The 17,870-nt window shown below is 72.7% G+C and carries 17 protein-coding genes; 7 read left to right on the top strand and 10 right to left on the bottom strand.

Annotation, left to right across the window (positions count from 1 at the left end):
* The first annotated feature begins 95 nt into the window (after positions 1-95).
* Entirely contained in the window at positions 96-863 is a 768-nt protein-coding gene (locus tag ACZ5OX_RS36265) for a metallophosphoesterase (protein ID WP_465636121.1), read from the top strand.
* Positions 864-878: 15 nt separating this feature from the next.
* Here the strand turns inward: ACZ5OX_RS36265 and ACZ5OX_RS36260 are convergent, their stop codons facing one another.
* Both ACZ5OX_RS36260 and ACZ5OX_RS36255 read right to left on the bottom strand, forming a co-directional pair.
* On the bottom strand, positions 879-1,388 hold the full coding sequence (locus ACZ5OX_RS36260; protein WP_465636120.1) for a hypothetical protein: 510 nt from the start codon (positions 1,386-1,388) through the stop codon (positions 879-881).
* Positions 1,389-1,580: 192 nt separating this feature from the next.
* Positions 1,581-2,276, bottom strand: a complete 696-nt coding sequence (locus ACZ5OX_RS36255) for a FadR/GntR family transcriptional regulator (protein ID WP_465636119.1) — start codon at positions 2,274-2,276, stop codon at positions 1,581-1,583.
* Between the two features lie 191 nt (positions 2,277-2,467).
* Between ACZ5OX_RS36255 and ACZ5OX_RS36250 the strand changes: the two genes are divergently transcribed.
* The 3 genes from ACZ5OX_RS36250 to ACZ5OX_RS36240 are packed head-to-tail and all read left to right on the top strand — an operon-like array spanning position 2,468 to position 4,630.
* Positions 2,468-3,022, top strand: a complete 555-nt coding sequence (locus ACZ5OX_RS36250; protein WP_465636117.1) for a gluconokinase — start codon at positions 2,468-2,470, stop codon at positions 3,020-3,022.
* Between the two features lie 2 nt (positions 3,023-3,024).
* A complete protein-coding gene (locus ACZ5OX_RS36245) occupies positions 3,025-4,413 on the top strand; it encodes a GntT/GntP/DsdX family permease (protein WP_449792102.1) in 1,389 nt (462 codons plus the stop codon).
* Between the two features lie 46 nt (positions 4,414-4,459).
* The gene (locus ACZ5OX_RS36240) at positions 4,460-4,630 is read left to right on the top strand and encodes a hypothetical protein (RefSeq protein ID WP_465636115.1); all 171 of its coding nucleotides are present in this window, start codon (positions 4,460-4,462) and stop codon (positions 4,628-4,630) included.
* A 76-nt stretch (positions 4,631-4,706) separates the two neighbouring features.
* On the opposite strand, the gene ACZ5OX_RS36235 is transcribed toward ACZ5OX_RS36240, so the two are convergent.
* The 5 genes from ACZ5OX_RS36235 to mmuM all read right to left on the bottom strand — a co-directional run bounded on the left by ACZ5OX_RS36235 (position 4,707) and on the right by mmuM (position 11,185).
* Positions 4,707-6,302: a glycerol-3-phosphate dehydrogenase/oxidase gene (locus ACZ5OX_RS36235; protein WP_449792058.1), complete on the bottom strand. Its 1,596-nt coding sequence runs from the start codon at positions 6,300-6,302 to the stop codon at positions 4,707-4,709.
* Between the two features lie 171 nt (positions 6,303-6,473).
* Entirely contained in the window at positions 6,474-7,994 is a 1,521-nt protein-coding gene (gene glpK, locus ACZ5OX_RS36230) for a glycerol kinase GlpK (protein WP_449792057.1), read from the bottom strand.
* Positions 7,995-8,107: 113 nt separating this feature from the next.
* The gene (locus ACZ5OX_RS36225) at positions 8,108-8,827 is read right to left on the bottom strand and encodes an MIP/aquaporin family protein (RefSeq protein WP_465636113.1); all 720 of its coding nucleotides are present in this window, start codon (positions 8,825-8,827) and stop codon (positions 8,108-8,110) included.
* A 440-nt stretch (positions 8,828-9,267) separates the two neighbouring features.
* Complete coding sequence (locus ACZ5OX_RS36220; protein WP_449792055.1) at positions 9,268-10,032, bottom strand: IclR family transcriptional regulator; 765 nt, start codon at positions 10,030-10,032, stop codon at positions 9,268-9,270.
* A gap of 208 nt (positions 10,033-10,240) precedes the next feature.
* The gene (gene mmuM / locus ACZ5OX_RS36215) at positions 10,241-11,185 is read right to left on the bottom strand and encodes a homocysteine S-methyltransferase (RefSeq protein WP_465636111.1); all 945 of its coding nucleotides are present in this window, start codon (positions 11,183-11,185) and stop codon (positions 10,241-10,243) included.
* 189 nt (positions 11,186-11,374) lie between these two features.
* Between mmuM and ACZ5OX_RS36210 the strand changes: the two genes are divergently transcribed.
* The 3 genes from ACZ5OX_RS36210 (at position 11,375) to ACZ5OX_RS36200 (ending at position 15,029) form a co-directional block, all read left to right on the top strand.
* Positions 11,375-12,271, top strand: a complete 897-nt coding sequence (locus tag ACZ5OX_RS36210; RefSeq protein WP_465636209.1) for an NUDIX hydrolase — start codon at positions 11,375-11,377, stop codon at positions 12,269-12,271.
* Positions 12,272-12,321: 50 nt separating this feature from the next.
* Positions 12,322-12,870: an NUDIX domain-containing protein gene (locus tag ACZ5OX_RS36205; RefSeq protein ID WP_449792053.1), complete on the top strand. Its 549-nt coding sequence runs from the start codon at positions 12,322-12,324 to the stop codon at positions 12,868-12,870.
* Positions 12,871-13,010: 140 nt separating this feature from the next.
* Entirely contained in the window at positions 13,011-15,029 is a 2,019-nt protein-coding gene (locus ACZ5OX_RS36200) for an acetoacetate--CoA ligase (protein WP_465636109.1), read from the top strand.
* 72 nt (positions 15,030-15,101) lie between these two features.
* Here ACZ5OX_RS36200 and ptsP read toward each other — a convergent pair whose 3' ends face one another.
* The 3 genes from ptsP to ACZ5OX_RS36185 all read right to left on the bottom strand — a co-directional run.
* A complete protein-coding gene (gene ptsP / locus ACZ5OX_RS36195) occupies positions 15,102-16,772 on the bottom strand; it encodes a phosphoenolpyruvate--protein phosphotransferase (protein WP_465636107.1) in 1,671 nt (556 codons plus the stop codon).
* 93 nt (positions 16,773-16,865) lie between these two features.
* Positions 16,866-17,315, bottom strand: coding sequence for a PTS sugar transporter subunit IIA (locus ACZ5OX_RS36190; protein ID WP_392883871.1), 450 nt, complete (start codon positions 17,313-17,315; stop codon positions 16,866-16,868).
* A gap of 354 nt (positions 17,316-17,669) precedes the next feature.
* Positions 17,670-17,870, bottom strand: a 201-nt coding sequence (locus ACZ5OX_RS36185; protein WP_465636105.1) for a hypothetical protein, incomplete at its 5' end; no start/stop codon positions are given.

The following is a 17,870-nucleotide window of genomic DNA, read 5'->3' as shown; positions in this document are numbered from 1 at the left end:
CGTGCGGGGGCCGGAGGCTTCCGGGTAGGGGCGAGCGGTTCCCGGACGGGGGCGAGCGGTTCCCGTACGGCGGTGAACTGACTAGCGTGACGGGCATGCTGACGATCGCGCACCTCAGTGACATCCACCTCGGCCAGGTCCACGGCCGGGACGGCGGCAAGCGCGCCAGGCGGCGGGCCGAGCAGGTGATGGCGTACCTCGACGCCCTGCCCGGTCCGCTGGACGCGGTGCTGGTCACCGGCGACCTCGCCGACCACGGCCTCCCGGAGGAGTACCGGGAGGCCGTCGAGGTGCTCGCCTCCCGGCACCCGGTGCTCACCTGCCCCGGCAACCACGACCGCCGCTCGCCGTACCGGGAGGTGCTGCTGGGCGAGGCGCCGGGGGAGGAGCCGGTCAACCGGCTGCACCGGCTGCCGGGCGCCGACGTGCTGATGCTCGACTCCTCCGTGCCCGGTCGGGACGACGGCCTGCTGGACGAGCACACACTGGACTGGCTGGACGCCGAACTCGGTGCCGGTCGCAGTGAGTTGCCCGCCCTGGTGGCCTTCCACCACCCGCCGGTGGAGCTGCACCTGCCGAACGTCGACCCGATCCGCCAGTTCGGCGAGGTGCGGCTGGCGCGGGTGCTGCGCCGACACCCCCGGGTGGCCGCCCTGTTCTGCGGCCACTCGCACACCCCCGCGGCGACCACCTTCGCCGGCCTGCCGCTGCTGATCGCGCCCGGCGTGGTCTCCACCGTCACGCTGCCCTGCGAGGGCGGTCGCGGCATTTCCTTCGACCACCCGCCGATGCTGGCCTTCCACCTCCTGGACGGGGACCGCCGGCTCACCACCCACTACCGGGCGCTGCCGGTCCGGCGCTGACCGGTTCGCCCGGCGCTACGGGTGGTTGGTCCGTACCCTGGCCTGGCGCGGCGGCTGTTGCGGTGACTGGCGCGGCGGTTGGTACGGCTGTTGGTACGGCTGCTGTTGGTGCGGCTGTTGGTGCGGCGCCTGCTGCGGCCGCTGCTGCCCGGGCCCGTACGGCTGCGGCGACTCGTACGGCTGCCGGTAGACCGAGGAGGAGTCGCCCTGGGGGACCGGCCGCGGGGCCGGCAGTCCGGACGGCGGCCGGCTGCCCGCCATCGGGTACGCGGAGCCCGGTGCCCGCATCCGCTGGGCCGCGATCTGGCGGGAGATCAGGATCTCCAGCAGGCACCACATGGTGCCGAACACGCCGAGCCCCATCGCCAGCAGCGCCGGCGTCAGCAGCCAACTGCCCGCGTACGAGGCCAGCGTGGCCACCACGACGCCCACCAGGGTGAAGGAGAGACAGAGCACCGCACGGACTGCGGCGGCGCGCACCTCGTCGGGCAGGCGACGGCGACGGCGGCGGCGTGGCACGGACATCGAGCGACCCCCAGGCGCGTGGCGCGCGTTCGGTGTTCGGTGACGGATACGGATACGGATGCGGAACGGGCGCACACGAAACGCGCCCCCTCGGCACACTCTGCCCCGCCGAACCAGGACTATGCGTCCGAAACCGCCGAACTGCCGCCAAATCGTGTCATCCCGGCAGCCCCGCCGCCCGGCGGCCCCGGCTCAGTCGAGCTGGAGGTTGAGCTCCTCCAGCGCGCCGGTGACGATCGTCCGCATCGCCCGCTCGGCGTGGGCGGCGTCCTGGGCGCAGATCGCCTCCGCGACCTCGCGGTGCAGCCGGATCGCGTACGGCTCCGGCTGATGGGGCATCAGATGGTACTCGGTCCGGCCGGTGAGCACAGCCGCGACGGTGTCCCCGAGGTGGGCGAACATCTCGTTGCCGGAGGCGCGCAGCACCAGGGAGTGGAAGGCGATGTCGTGCCCGAGGAAGGCGGTCAGGTCGGCGGCCCGTGCGGTGACCGTCAGATCCACGGCCAGTGCACTGAGTTCGCGCCGGTCGTCGTCGCTCGCGTGGGTGGCGGCGAGCGCGGCCGCGGCCGGTTCGACGGCCATCCGCAGCGAGCCGAGCGAGCGCAGCTGGGCGGAGCGGTCGGAGCCGGCCAGGCGCCAGCGGATCACCATCGGGTCGAAGACGTCCCAGAGCGACTTCGGCTGCACGGTGATCCCGACCCGGCGCCGGGAGGCGACCATCCGCATCCCCTCCAGGATCCGCACGGCCTCGCGGACCACCGTCCGGGACACCCCGAACCGGTCCTCCAGCTCCTCGCCGCGCAGTACCGCTCCCTCGGGGATCTCCCCCGACGCGATCGCCGGCCCGAGCTCGTCAAGCAGCCGCCCGGGCAGCCCCTGGATCTCCATCCGCCCAGCGTAGACGCCCGCCCCGGGCGCTTTCACGCCGCCCTGCGCGCGCTCGCCTCGCCCTGTGCGCGCCCACGGCGCCCTGCGATCCAGACCACACCGCAAAAGTATGACGATTTGGTTTCTGTCACTTGAATACGTCATATCTTTGAGGCGATAGTGGCGGCCAGGCAACGAAGGAGCACCACCCCATGGGTCTCAGCGTCGAGAACCACGACCTTCCGAAGACCCCTCTCACCGTGGTGGTGATGGGCGTCTCGGGCGTCGGCAAGACCACCCTGGCCCGCCTGCTGGCGGACCGCCTCGCCCTCCCCTTCGCCGAGGCGGACGACTTCCACCCCGCGGCCAACATCGCCAAGATGTCGGCCGGCACCCCGCTGGACGACCAGGACCGCGCCCCCTGGCTGCGCGCCATCGGCGCCTGGCTCAAGGAGCGGACCGAGGCCGGCACCGGCGGCGTGGTGACCTGCTCGGCGCTGAAGCACCGCTATCGCGACACCCTGCGCACGGCCTGCCCGGGCGCCTTCTTCCTGCACCTCAGCGGTGGTCACGAGCTGGTCGAGGACCGGCTCAGCCACCGCGCCGGCCACTTCATGCCGTCCTCGCTGCTCGACTCGCAGTACGCCGCCCTGGAACCCCTGGCGGCGGACGAGCGCGGCGGCGTCCTGGACGTCGGCCCGTCCCCCGAAGAACTCGTCGAGATGGCCGTGGCACTGCTGCGGCCCGTCAATGGAGACCTCGCGTGAGTATTGCCCCCACCTTGCTGGCGGCCGCCCCACCGGCCCTGCCGCACACCAGCAGCGACTCCCAGCTGCTGATCGCGGTGCTGCTCAGCATCGGTGCGATCGTCGTACTGATCACCAAGCTGAAGCTGCACCCGTTCCTCGCCCTCACGCTCGGCTCCGGTCTGCTGGCCGCCGTCGCGGGCGCCCCCTTCGACAAGCTGCTCAGCAGCTTCTCGACGGGCTTCGGCTCCACCGTCGCCAGTGTCGGCCTGCTGATCGGCCTCGGCGCGATGCTCGGAAAGCTGCTCGCCGACTCCGGCGGCGCCAACATCATCGCGGACACCGTGCTCTCCCGCACCGGCAACAAGGCGCTGCCCTGGGCGATGGCGCTGATCGCGGCCGTGCTCGGCCTGCCGCTGTTCTTCGAGGTCGGCGTCGTCCTGCTGATCCCGATCGTGCTGCTGGTCGCGCGCCGCGGCAACGTGCCGCTGATGCGGATCGGCATCCCCGCCCTGGCCGGCCTGTCGGTGCTGCACGGCCTGGTGCCCCCGCACCCGGGCCCGCTGGTCGCCGTCGACGCCCTGAAGGCCGACCTCGGCATCACCCTGGCGCTCGGCCTGCTGATCGCCGTCCCGACCCTGATCATCGCCGGTCCGCTGTTCGCACGGCTGGCCGAGCGCTGGGTCGGCCCGCTGGAGCTCCCGGCCGCCACCGCCCCCGAGGAGACGGCCAAGCGCGACCGCACCCCGTCGTTCGCCGCGGTGCTGGCCACCATCCTGCTGCCCGTCGTGCTGATGCTCGGCAAGGCGCTCGCCGACGTGGTGATCGACGACCCGAAGGCGCTGGGCCAGCGGGTGTTCGACTTCATAGGCTCCCCGCTGATCGCGCTGCTCGCCGCGACCCTGCTCGGCATGGTGACCCTCGGCAAGGCGGCCGGCTTCGACAAGGCCCGGATCTCCGACACCGTCGGCAAGTCGCTCGGCCCGATCGCCGGCATCGTGTTCATCGTCGGCGCGGGCGGCGGCTTCAAGCAGACCCTGATCGACGTCGGCGTCGGCAACGCGGTGAGCGAGTGGTCCGGCAAGTGGCACATCTCGGCGCTGCTGCTGGGCTGGCTGATCGCCGTGCTGATCCGCCTGGCCACCGGCTCGGCGACGGTCGCCACCATCACCGCGGCCGGCATCGTCTCCCCGCTCGCCGCGAACATGTCCTCGACCCACGCGGCCCTGCTGGTGCTCGCGATCGGTGCCGGCTCGCTGTTCTTCTCGCACGTCAACGACGCCGGCTTCTGGCTGGTGAAGGAGTACTTCGGGATGAGCGTCGGGCAGACGCTGAAGTCCTGGTCGATGATGGAGACGGTGATCTCGGTGGTCGCCATCGCCCTGATCATGCCGCTCAGCCTGATCATCTAGCGGCCTCGACCGCAGCGCGCCGAGGGGCGGCACCCGTGACGTACGGGTGCCGCCCCTCGGCGTTTCTGCTCGGCATGGCGGGGGAGATCGACACCCTCGCCCCGGCGCCCACGCCGACCTGCTCGGGCTCGACGGCGACCCGATCGCCGACCTCACCGTGCTCACCCGCCCCGACCTGCACCCGAAGCGGGTGGTCAAGGCCGGCGTCCCGGTCTGACGGCCAGAGGGTACGGCGAAACGACGGGCGGGCGCCCGGGGAAACCCCGAACGCCCGCCCGTCAAAAGCGATGTGGCTACTTGTTCCCACGCTTCGCGAGGAAGGCCTCGACCTCGGCCTTGATCTCCGGCGTGTCCAGCCCGCGCACCGTCATCGTGGTGCGGCGGCGCAGCACGTCGTCCGCGGTGTACGCCCACTCGTTGTCCGCCGCGTACGCGACCTGCGCCCAGACGTCCGGGCCGTCCTCGTGGATCGGGCGGCCGAGCTCCGGGTTCTCGTCGATCATGCGGGCGATGTCGAAGGACAGGGTGCCGTAGTGGCTGGCCAGGTGCTTGGCCACCAGCGGCTCCATCCGCGAGCCCGGCTCGCGGTCGATCAGCAGGCGGTGCGCCACCGCGTTCGGCGCGCCGACGCCCGGCAGCGGGACGGTCGGGGCGATCGGGGACATGTCCTCGCCGAGGCTGGTGCCGGGCACGTGGGCCAGCTTCTCCAGCACCGTGCGGCCGATGTGCCGGTAGGTGGTCCACTTGCCGCCGGAGACCGACAGCATGCCGCCGCGGCCCTCGGTGACGACCGTCTCGCGCTTGGCGGCGGCGGTGTCGCCCGGGCCGCCCGGCAGCACGCGCAGGCCGGCGAAGGAGTAGGTGATCAGGTCGCGGTCGAGGTGCTCGTCGCGGATGGCGTGCGCGGCCTCGCCCATGATCTGGTCGATGTCCGCGTCGGTGGCCCGGACGTCCTTCGGGTCGCCGGTGTACTCCTCGTCGGTGGTGCCGAGCAGGACGTGGTCCTCCCACGGGATGGCGAAGGAGACGCGGTACTTGTCGATCGGGATGGTCAGCGCGGCGCGCCAGGGCGAGCGGCGCTTGACGACCACGTGGGCGCCCTTGGAGAGGCGGATCGACGGCGCGGCGCCGGCGTCCTCCATCTTGCGCAGGTGGTCGACCCACGGGCCGGTGGCGTTCAGCACCAGGCGGGCGTCGATGCCGAACTCGCTGCCGTCCAGGCGGTCGCGCAGCTCGGCGCCGGTGACCCGGCCGCCGGTGAAGCGCAGGCCGGTGACCTCGGCGTGGTTGAGCACCACGGCGCCGGCGTCGACCGCGGCGCGCACGGTCATCACGGCGACGCGCGAGTCGTTCATCTGGTGGTCGCCGTAGACGGCCACCGAGCGCAAGCCCTCGGTGCGCAGCGCGGGCACCTGCTGGGCGGCGTGCGCGGCGGTGGAGACCCGGCCCATGCCGTCGCGGAAGGCGGACAGCGCCGAGTAGAGGAAGACGCCGGCGCCGAGCTTGGCGGCGCCGTGCGGGCCGCCCTTGTAGACCGGCACGAAGAAGGTCAGCGGGTTGACCAGGTGCGGGGCCACGTCGGTGGAGAGCGCGCGGCGCTCCTTGTGGTTCTCCGCGACCAGCTTGACCGCGCCGGTCTGCAGGTAGCGCAGGCCGCCGTGGACGAGCTTGGAGGAGGCGCTGGAGGTGGCGCCGGCGAAGTCGCCGGCGTCGACCATGGCGACCTTCAGGCCGGCCTGGGACGCGGTCCAGGCGACGGCCGTGCCGAGGATGCCGCCCCCGATCACCAGCAGGTCGTAGGTGGCCTTGCCGAGCAGCTCGCGGGTCTCGGCGCGGGAAGCGGTGCGGCCGGCGGTGCGCTCGGCGCCCAGGGTCGGGATGGTTGCCATGGTGGTTGTGTACGGCGCGCGGGTCGGGCGGCGCCGTTACTCCTCTCGTGTGCGGTGCGGCCCCTGCGGGAGAGGCCGGTCGGCCCGGTGCGGCGGGCCGTGAAACCAGTGACGCCCGTTGTCGGAACAGCGGGCGGCCGGCCGGGGCGCGGGCCCCGACCGGCTCGTCGGTCAGTTGTTCTCTTCTTCCTCCACCCAGCCCATGGTGCGCTCCACGGCCTTGAGCCACTTCTTGTACTCGCGCTCCCGGGTGGCCTCGTCCATGCGCGGGGTCCACTCGGCGGCGCGGTGCCAGTTGGCCCGCAGGGTGTCGAGGTCGTTCCAGAAGCCGACGGCGAGACCGGCCGCATAGGCGGCGCCGAGGGCGGTGGTCTCGGCCACGTACGGGCGCTCGACCGGGGCGTCCAGGACGTCGGCGATGTTCTGCATGAGCAGGTTGTTGCTGGTCATGCCGCCGTCGACCTTGAGGGCGGTGAGCTCGACCCCGGAGTCCTTCTGCATGGCGTCGACGACCTCGCGGGTCTGCCAGGCGGTGGCCTCCAGGACGGCCCGGGCCAGGTGGCCCTTGGTGACGTACCGGGTCAGACCGGCGATCACACCGCGGGCGTCGGAGCGCCAGTACGGGGCGAACAGGCCGGAGAAGGCCGGGACGAAGTAGGCGCCGCCGTTGTCCTCGACGGTGTTGGCGAGGGTCTCGATCTCGGCGGCGGTGGAGATGATGCCGAGCTGGTCGCGCAGCCACTGGACGAGCGAGCCGGTGACGGCGATCGAGCCTTCCAGGGCGTACACCGGGGCCTGGTCGCCGATCCGGTAACCGACGGTGGTCAACAGGCCGTGGTACGAGTTGACGATCTTCTCGCCGGTGTTCAGCAGCAGGAAGGTGCCGGTGCCGTAGGTGGACTTGGCCTCGCCCTCGTCGAAGCAGGTCTGGCCGAACAGCGCGGCCTGCTGGTCGCCGAGCGCGGAGGCGACGGGGACGCCGGCCAGGTCGCCGACGGCCTCGCCGTACACCTCGGCGGAGGAGCGGATCTCCGGCAGGACGGACATCGGGACGTCCATCGACTCGGCGATCTTGTCGTCCCACTGCAGGGTGTGCAGGTTCATCAGCATGGTGCGGCTGGCGTTGGTGACGTCCGTGACGTGCTTGCCGCCGTTGACACCGCCGGTGAGGTTCCAGATCACCCAGGTGTCCATGGTGCCGAAGAGGATGTCGCCGGCCTCGGCGCGCTCGCGCAGGCCCTCGACGTTGTCCAGCAGCCAGCGGATCTTCGGGCCGGCGAAGTAGCTGGCCAGGGGGAGGCCGGTCTCGCGGCGGAAGCGGTCCTGGCCGACGTTGCGGCCCAGCTCGCGGCAGAGCGCCTCGGTGCGGGTGTCCTGCCACACCAGCGCGTTGTGCACCGGCTCGCCGGTGTTCTTGTCCCACAGGACGGTGGTCTCGCGCTGGTTGGTGATGCCGATCGCGCGGATGTCGTCCTTGGTCAGGCCGGCCTTCTCCAGCGCGCCGCGGACGACCGACTGCACCCGGGTCCAGATCTCGGCGGCGTCGTGCTCGACGTAGCCGGGCTGCGGGAAGATCTGCCGGTGCTCCTGCTGGTCGACGGCGACGATCCGGCCGTCGGCGCCGAAGATGATGCAGCGGCTGGAGGTGGTGCCCTGGTCGATCGCGGCGATGTAGTTACCGGTGGAGGTCATGGGGAGGGTCCTCGGCTCTGGTTCGGGGGATACGGGGTGGGTGGGCCTGACGAGCGTGCTCGGTCAGTCCCCGTGTGCGGCGGGGTCGACACCGCTCATTTCGAGAGGGGTCTCTAGAAGATGGCGTTGTAGACGCCGCCGGCCGCCAGGCCGCCCAGGATCGGGCCGGCGACCGGGATCCAGGCGTACGACCAGTCGGAGCCGCCCTTGTTCGGGATCGGCAGCAGGGCGTGGGCGATGCGCGGGCCGAGGTCACGGGCCGGGTTGATCGCGTAGCCGGTCGGGCCGCCCAGCGAGAGGCCGATGCCGACGACGGTGAAGGCGACCATCAGGGTGCCGGTGCCGGACTGGGAGAGCCCGGAGTTGGTGCCGATGGTGAGGATCGCGAAGCAGAGCACGAAGGTGCCGATAACCTCGGTGATCACGTTCTGGATCGGGTTCCGGATCTCGGGGCCGGTCGAGAAGATGCCGAGGGTGGGCTCCTCGTTCGCGTTGAACTGGCCCAGGTACGTGGCCCAGACCAGCACGGCGCCGATGATCGCGCCGAGCAGCTGGGAGCCGAGGTAGAGCGGCACCTGGCTCCACTCGCCGCTCTTGACCGCGAGGGCGATGGTGACGGCCGGGTTGAGGTGGGCACCGGACTTCGGAGCCGACATGTAGGCGGCGATGAGGACCGCGAATCCCCAGCCGAAGGTGATCGCCAGCCAACCGGCGTTGACGGCCTTCGACTTCTTGAGGGTCACGGCGGCGCAGACGCCACCGCCGAGAAGTATCAGGGCGGCGGTGCCGAGGGTTTCGCCGACGAAGACGTCGCCGTTGGAGAACGCGGACACAAAGACTCCCTTGTCCATATGGCCCGGAGGGTGGTGGGGGCAGGCGGTCGGTCGATCGTTGTGCGGGTGAGCTCACTGTGGGAGTGATCTCTCCGGCCACCGTTCGACAATGTCGACCGTCATGCGGAAGCTTCCTCCCCAGGTCGCCCCCACGTCAAGGCGGGGTTACGCAGCTGTGACCCTCGCCTCGACGGGTCCGTCGAGGCTACCGAGGGGAGTGTCCCGAAACCGGACAAAACGCCAGAGGCGCGGACAGGCCTCCCGGCCGTCCGCGCCTCTGGCGTGACGAATCGGCGGCTCTGGGCGAGCCGCCCGTGGATGTGTTCGGAGACCTACTCCGAGGTGTGCTCCGAGACGTACTCGGGGGTGCGCTCGGAGGGGGTGCGCTCGGAGGGGGTCCGTGAGGGGTGGGTCCGTGGGGGTGGGTCCGTGGGGTGCGCTCAGAACCTGCCGGCGCCCAGGTCGCGGGAGATCGCCCGCGCCGCGCTGCGCACCGAGGCCACCAGCGAGGGCTTCACGAAGCCGTCCTCGCAGACCCGCTCGACCGCCCCGCTGATGCACACCGCGCCCACCGGGTTGCGCCGCCGGTCCTGGATCAGCGCGCCGATCGAGGCCACGCCCTCCCAGGTCTCCTCGATCGAGTCCGCCCAGCCGCGCTCCCGGATCAGCGCGCACTCGGCGTCCACGTCGGCCGCCTCGGTCAGTGTCCGCACGGTGTACGACTCGTACGGTCCGTCGCCCAACTCCCCGCGCGCGACCGGGTCGTAGGCCACCAGCACCTTGCCCAGCGCGGTGCTGTGCAGCGGCTGCATCGAGCCCACCTCCAGCACCTGCCGGGTGTCGTCCGGCCGGAACACGTGGTGCACGATCAGCACGCCCTGCTGGTGCAGCACCCCCAGGTAGACCGTCTCCCCGGCCGCCCGGGCCAGGTCGTCCGCCCACACCAGCGCCCGCGCCCGCAGCTCGTGCACGTCCAGGTAGCTCTGCCCCAGTCGCAGCAGCTCGGCGCCCAGCTGGTACTTGCCGCTCTCCGGGTCCTGCTCGACGAACCCCTCCTGCTGCATCGTGCGCAGGATGCCGTGTGCCGTCCCCTTGGCCAGGCCCAGCGCCGTCGCGACCTCGGACAGGCCCAGGCGGCGCTCACCGCCGGCCAGCAGCCGCAGGATCGCGGCGGCCCGGGAGAGCGACTGGATCGGGCCGGGCATGGGAACCTCCGCGCTGACAGGCGGTCGACATTGTCGACCGCAGTGGTGACGGGACGAGTCTGCCAGGCCGCCGCCGTTCCGTGCACCTTCCCCCCGGGTAACCCGCCCCCGGCCGCTGTCGACCCGCTGCGTCGACCCGCTGCGTCGACCCGCGGTCCGGGCCGTCGCGTGTGCTCCCGCCCGCTGCGCCGGCACCCCGTCCGAGCCGTCAGCCCGACGCCCCCGCCCGTTGCGTCCGCTGCACCGTCACCTCCGCCGCCAGCGCGGCGATCCCGTCCGTCCCGACCCGGCAGCAGCCGCCCACCAGCCGCGCGCCGTCCGCGAGCCAGCCGTCCACCCGGGCCGAGCGGAAGGTCGGCTCGCCGCGCCAGCCCCGGCGGGCGGCGTCCCAGCGCTCCCCGCTGTTCGGGTAGACCACCACCGGCTTCCCGGTCACCTCGGCGGCCACCGCCACCGCCCGGTCCGCGTCCCGCGGCGTGCAGCAGTTGACGCCCACCGCGACCACCTCGTCCACCCCGGCGGCCACCGCGAAGGCCTCCGCCAGCGGCTGCCCGGCCCTGGTCCGGTCACCCTCGATGCTGTACGACAGCCAGGCCGGCACCCCCAGCCCGCGCACCAGCCCCAGCAGCGCCCGCGCCTCGTCCACGTCCGGCACCGTCTCCAGCGCCAGCACGTCCGGCCGGGCCGCCGCCAGCACCTCCAGCCGCGGCCGGTGGAAGTCCGCCAGCTCCGCGACGCTCAGCCCGTACCGGCCCCGGTACTCCGAGCCGTCCGCCAGCACCGCCCCGTACGGGCCCACCGAGGCCGCCACCCAGCGCCGCCGCCCGCCCGGCTCCGGGCGCGCCGCCTCCCGGGCCAGCTCCACACTGCTCGCCAGCAGCCGCGCGGCCTGCGCCCGGCCGATCCCGCGGCGCGCGAAGCCCTCGAAACTCGCCTGGTAGCTCGCGGTTATCGCGACGTCCGCGCCCGCCGCGAAGTACGCCCGGTGCACCGCCAGCACCGCCTGCGGGTCGTCCGCCAGCAGCCGCGCCGACCACAGCTCGTCCGAGAGGTCGTGCCCGTCGGCCGCCAACTGGTTCGACATCCCTCCGTCGAGCACCAGCGGACCGGCGGCCAGCGCGGCGACGAAGTCGGGCGGGGGGAGAATGGGCATGTCGGTCTCCTCTGGCAGAGTTCCTGGTCACAGCCTAGGACGGGGCGCTCCGGCCGCGTGCCCCGGCCGGGGAGGAAATCCGTTTGCCTCGGGGGAAAGCGCTCGTTACGTTGTGCTCAGCCCGAGAAGAACAGCACCGGCGGCCAGGCCGGCGGCACCGGAACGCACGGAAGGGAGCCCGGCGTGGCAGTGGACGACCAACCGCCCTCCACCGGGCCCCGAGCCGAACAGGAGTGGCTCGCCGCGTACGATCCGCGCGCCTACGCCCCGATCGCCGTCACCGTGGACGTGGTCGCCCTGACGTTGCGCCACGGCAGCCTGCACGTGCTGCTCGTCGAGCGCGGCGCCCCGCCCCACCAGGGCTGCTGGGCGCTGCCCGGCGGCTTCCTGCGGGCCGGCGAGGAGAGCCTGGACGAGGCCGCGGCCCGCGAACTCGCGGAGGAGACGGGCCTGCGGGGCGCCTCCGGGACCGAGACGCTCTGCCGCCTCCACCTCGAACAGCTCGGCAGCTACGGCGCCCCCGAGCGGGATCCTCGGATGCACGTCGTCTCCGTCGCCTACCTCGCCTTCGCCCCCGACCTGCCCGACCCCCAGGCCGGGACGGACGCCGCGGCCGCCGCCTGGCACCCCGTCTCCGACCTGGACCTCCGGCCCCGTGGCCGGTCCCGAGCCGCCGGTGTGCCCGCCGACACCCACGGGGGTGGCGTCGACGGGCGCACCGGCCCCGGCCCGCTCACGCTGGCCTTCGACCACGCCCGCATCCTCGCCGACGGCCTCGACCGGGTGCGCGCCAAACTCGAGTACAGCCCGCTGGCCACCGCCTTCCTGCCGTACGACTTCACCATCCCCGACCTCCGCGCCGTCTACGAGGCGGTCTGGGACGAGAAGCTCCACCCCGGCAACTTCCACCGCAAGGTGCTGTCGGTGCCCGGCTTCGTCGAGAGCACCGGCACCACCACCGAGCGCGGCGGCGCCCGCGGCGGCCCCCGCGCCCGCACCTACCACGCCGGCGACGCCCGGCTGCTGCACCCCGCGCTGCTCCGCCCCGCCCGGGAGGAGAGCACCGAGGACACCGGGGCGCCCTGAGCCTCCCCGGCCCGGGGCACCACCGCCGACGGCCGGGCTACCATCCGGCCATGACGACTGACGAAGCGATCCAGAGCGCCCACCGGCCGTTCTCGCACTGCCACTTCTGCGGCACGCCCTACCCGCCCGGCACCCTCGCCTGGCCACGCACCTGCCCCGGCTGCGCCGAGATCAGCTACCGCAACCCGCTGCCCGTCGCGGTCACCGTCCTCCCCGTCACCCGCCCCGACGCCGACCCCGCCCTGGTCGTCATCCGCCGCACCATCGAGCCCGGCTACGGCGAACTCGCCTTCCCCGGCGGCTACATGGACTACGGCGAGAGCTGGCAGCAGGCCTGCGTCCGCGAACTGCACGAGGAGACCGGCATCACCGCCGACGCGGCCGAGGTCACCCTGATCCACACCGCCTCCGACCCCAACGGCCGCTTCGTGATGCTCTGCGGACTGCTCCCGGCCCGACCGCTCGCCGACCTCCCGCCCTCGCGCCCCACCGACGAGACCGACGGCTGGCTGCTCGCCACCGCCGAGACCCCACTCGTCTGGGACTTCCACAACGGCGTCCTGCGCCGCTGGTTCGGTGGCGAGTTCACCCGGCGCTGACCTCCCGCCGACCTCCCGTCCACCCATCGGCCGACCCTGGCGCGGCGGGCGATCACGTGGCATGGTCTGCACCGACAGCCCAAGCGGACGGGTCTGCCACGAGCCCTCCCGTCCCCACCACCGGCCGGGAGACCACCACCGTGAGCACCCCACCGCAGGACCAGCCGCTCTGGCGCCCCACCCCCGCTCGCGCCGCCGACACCACCCTGGTGGCCTTCCAGGCCTGGGCCGCCGAACACCACGGCGCCCCGGCCGCCCCCCTCGCCCCGGCCACCGACGACCAGCAGGCCGCCGAGCGCTACGCCGCCCTGCACGCCTGGTCCACCGAGGACCTCGACCGGTTCTGGACCGCGATCACCCAGTGGTTCGACGTCCGCTTCCGGCAGGCTCCCGAAGCCGTCCTCGCCGACGCCACCATGCCCGGCGCCCGCTGGTTCCCCGGCGCCCGCCTCAACTACGCCGAGCACGCCCTGCGCGCAGCGGAGAACCCCGCCAACGCCGACCACCCCGCGATCCTCCACCTCGACGAGACCAGCGAGCAGCCGGCCGTCCTCACCTGGTCCGAACTCCGCCGCCAGGTCGGCTCGCTGGCCGCGGCCCTGCGCGCCCGCGGCATCGGCCCCGGCGACCGGGTCAGCGCCTACCTGCCCAACGTCCCGCAGGCCGCCGTCGCCCTCCTCGCCACCGCGGCCGTCGGCGCCGTCTGGACCAGCTGCGCCCCCGACTTCGGCGCCCGCAGCGTCCTCGACCGCCTCCAGCAGATCGAGCCCGCCGTCCTGTTCGCCATCGACGGCTACCACTACGGCGGCAAGGACCACGACCGCACCGAGGTCGTCGCCGAGCTGCGCCGCGAACTGCCCAGCCTGCACACCGTCGTCCACGTCCCGCTGCTCGGTGCCCCCGCCCCCGAGGGCGCCCTGAACTGGGACGACCTGGTCGCCGACGACGTGGAGCCGGTCTTCGAGGCCGTCCCCTTCGACCACCCGCTCTGGGTGCTCTACTCCTCCGGCACCACCGGCCTGCCCAAGGCCATCGTCCAGAGCCAGGGCGGCATCCTGCTCGAACACCTCAAGCAGGCCGGCCTCCACCTCGACCTCGGCCCGCGGGACCGTTTCCTCTGGTACACCTCCACCGGCTGGATGATGTGGAACTTCCTGCTGGCCGGCCTCCTCGTCGGGTCCACGATCGTCACCTACGACGGCAGCCCCGGGCACCCCGACACCGGCGCCCTCTGGTCGGTCGCCGCCCGCACCGGCGCCACCGTCCTCGGCACCTCCGCCGCCTACGTGATCGCCAGCCGCAAGGCCGGACTCCACCCAGGCCGCGACCTCGACCTCTCCGCCGTCCGCTGCATCGGCACCACCGGCTCCCCGCTCCCGCCCGACGGCTTCCGCTGGATCTACGACGAGGTCAAGCCGGACGTCTGGCTCGCCTCCGTCAGCGGCGGCACCGACGTCTGCTCCTGCTTCGTCGGCGGCGTCCCGACCCTCCCCGTGCACCTCGGCGAGATCCAGGCCCCCTGCCTCGGCGCGGCCGTCGAGTCCTGGGACGCCCAGGGCCACCCCCACACCGACGCCGTCGGCGAACTCGTCGTCACCAAGCCCATCCCGTCGATGCCCACCGGCTTCTGGAACGACCCCGAGGGCACCCGCTACCACGACAGCTACTTCGACACCTACCCCGGCATCTGGCGCCACGGCGACTGGATCACCGTCACCTCCCGCGGCACCGTCGTCATCCACGGCCGCTCCGACTCCACCCTCAACCGCCAGGGCGTCCGGATGGGCTCCTCGGACATCTACGAGGTCGTCGAGCGCCTCCCCGAGATCGCCGAGTCCCTGGTCATCGGCCTGGAGGAGCCCGACGGCGGCTACTGGATGCCGCTGTTCGTCGTCCTCGCCCCCGGCGCCGAGCTGAGCGACGACGTGATCGGGCGCATCCGCACCTCGCTGCGCACCGAGCTCTCCCCGCGCCACGTGCCCGACGAGGTCATCGCCGTCCGCGGCCTCCCGCACACCCTCACCGGCAAGCGGATCGAGGTCCCGGTCAAGCGTATCCTCTCCGGCACCCCGCTGGAGCAGGCCGTCAACCCCGGCTCCGTCGACCACCTCGAGCACCTGCGCTTCTTCGAGCAGCTCCGCCTCGACCGCCAGGCCTGACCGGCCCGGCGCGAACGAAAAGGGGCGCCCCCACCGCGATGGTGGGAGCGCCCCTTCTCGTCTCTTATGCCGTCACTCGCCGGAGAGCACCTGCTGCGCCGCGGCCCGCGCCTCCTCGGCACTGTCCGCGGCCCGCGCCGCCTCGGCCGCCCGGCGGCACTGCGCCAGCGTGTACTTGGCGAGCGTGGTCCGCACGTAGGGGATCGAGGCCGCGCCCATCGACAGGCTGGTGACGCCCAGACCGGTCAGCACCACGGCCAGCAGCGGGTCGGAGGCCGCCTCGCCGCAGACACCGCAGCTCTTGCCGCTCACCCGCGCCGCGTCGGCCGCCGCGGCGACCAGGTCCAGCAGGGCCGGCTGCCACGGGTCCTGGAGCCGGGCCAGCGCACCGACCTGACGGTCGGCCGCGAAGGTGTACTGGGCGAGGTCGTTGGTCCCCAGCGACAGGAACTCGACCTCCTGGAGGATCGCCCTGGCGCGCAGCGCGGCCGACGGGATCTCCACCATCGCACCGAACTTGGCGTTCAGCCCGGCCTCCCGGCACGCGGCCGCGAAGTCCTTGGCGTCCTTGCGGTCGGCCACCATCGGGGCCATCACCTCAAGGTGCACCGGCAGCCCCTCGGCCGCCTTGGCCAGCGCCTCGAGCTGGGTGCGCAGCACGTCGGGGTGTTCGAGCAGGGTGCGCAGCCCGCGCACGCCCAGCGCCGGGTTCGGCTCGTCGGCGGGGGTCAGGAAGTCCAGCGGCTTGTCGGCGCCGGCGTCCAGCACCCGGACCACGACCCGGCCCTCGGGGAAGGCCTCCAGCACCTTGCGGTACGCCTCGACCTGCTTCTCGGCGCTGGGTGCCTTCGCCGAGTCGTCCAGGAAGAGGAACTCGGTGCGGAACAGGCCGACGCCCTCGGCGCCGTTCTCCAGCGCGGCCGGCACGTCGGCCGGACCGCCCACGTTCGCCAGCAGCGGCACCCGGTGACCGTCCGAGGTCTGCCCCGGGCCGGAGGAGGAGGCCAGCGCGGCCTTGCGCTCGGCGGCGACCGCCCGCAGCTCGTCCTGCTTCTCCTGGGACGGCTCCACCAGCACGTCACCGGAGCTGCCGTCCACCGCGACGACGGTGCCCTCGGCGACCTCGATCGCACCCGGCAGTGCCACGACGGCCGGCACGCCCATCGCCCGGGCCAGGATGGCGCTGTGGCTGGTCGGCCCGCCCTCCTCGGTCACGAAGCCGAGCACCAGCGTCGGGTCGAGCAGCGCGGTGTCGGCCGGCGCCAGGTCCCGCGCGAACAGCACGTACGGCTCGTCGCTGTCCGGCACACCCGGCATCGGCACACCGAGCAGCCGGGCCACGATCCGGTTGCGCACGTCGTCCAGGTCGGCGACCCGCCCGGCCAGGTACTCCCCGGCGGAGGCGAGCAGCGCCCGGTAGGCCGCGAACGCGTCGTAGACGCCACGCTCTGCACTGCTGCCGACGGCGATCCGGCGGGACACGTCGGCCATCAGCTCAGGGTCCTGCGCCATCAGCGCCTGGGCCTCCAGTACGGCCTGCGCCTCGCCCCCCGCGAGGTTGCCGCGCGCGATGAGGTCGGCGGCGACCGCCTCGACGGCGGCCTGGGCCCGGGCCTGCTCCCGCGGGGCGTCCTCGGTCGGGATCTGGGTGGCCGGGGGCTCCAGTACCGCCGTCCCCATGTGCCGCACCTGGCCGATCGCGACCCCGTGGCTCACGCCCACGCCGCGCAGCGTCTTCTCCATGTCACCTGTCTCCGCTGAGATGAGCGGCCCCGCCGGGAACCGCTGTGTGGGGGCCGCCCCGTCATCTCGCTCGGGGCGGGTGTCGGAAAGAGATCAGCTCCAGCTGAACAGCTGGTCGCCCGCCTTGGCCTCGCCGTCCTCCCGCAGGTCGCCGAGCGACTCGGCGGTGGCCTCCAGGGCCACGATCGGCGAGATCGGCGACTTGCCGGCGGCCTCGACGGCGGCCGGGTCCCACTTGATGACGGCCTGACCGCGGGTCACCGTGTCGCCCTTGGCGACGAGCAGCTCGAAGCCCTCGCCGTTCAGCTGGACGGTGTCGATCCCGAGGTGGGTCAGCACACCGTGGCCCTCGGCGTCCACCACGACGAACGCGTGCGGGTGCATGGAGACGACGACACCATCCACCGGGGCGAGCGCCGTGGTCTGCTCACGCACCGGGTCGATCGCGGTGCCCGGGCCGACCATCGCACCCGAGAACACCGGGTCGGGCACGCCCGCGAGCCCCACGATCTTGCCGGTCAGCGGCGACGTCACAGTGGTCATGGTTGTGCCTCCCAAGTACGCAGTACAGCGAGCGGCCGCGAGGAGCGGCACGACGATCAGCTGAAGCCTAAATGATGTCAACTAGGGACATCTGCTGACATTCCCGGGCGAAGAACCGCCCGCGCCTGCCCAGTCGGCCGGCGGCTCACCGGCCCGCGAGTGGTCTAGTCCTCTTGGCCGATGTGCCGCACTCTACAGGCATCTTGGCGAATCGGGACCATTGCTGTATATGCTCGCGAGAGCAACAAATCATGCCGCCGTCCGGGGGACTCCCGGCGCGCCCCGATTCGCGCTCCGGTCGGCCACCCGCTATGGTTGGTCGAGTCGCCGCGACTCCGCGGTTAACGCCAGATTTCAGAAGCCAAAAGCTCCGGTAAATGGAGCGGAAAGCGTCTGGTAAGCTGGAAACACGAAAGAACGAAGCCCGGAGGGCCCGCTGGAAGGCGGTCCGAAGGAAGCCTCCGTTCCTTGAGAACTCAACAGCGTGCCAAAAGTCAACGCCAGATATGTTGACATCCCCGGCCTTGATCGTTTGATCGGGGTTGGAGATTCCTT

This window comes from Kitasatospora sp. NPDC032121, assembly GCF_055580145.1.
This window is presented reverse-complemented; position numbering and strand designations above follow the sequence as displayed.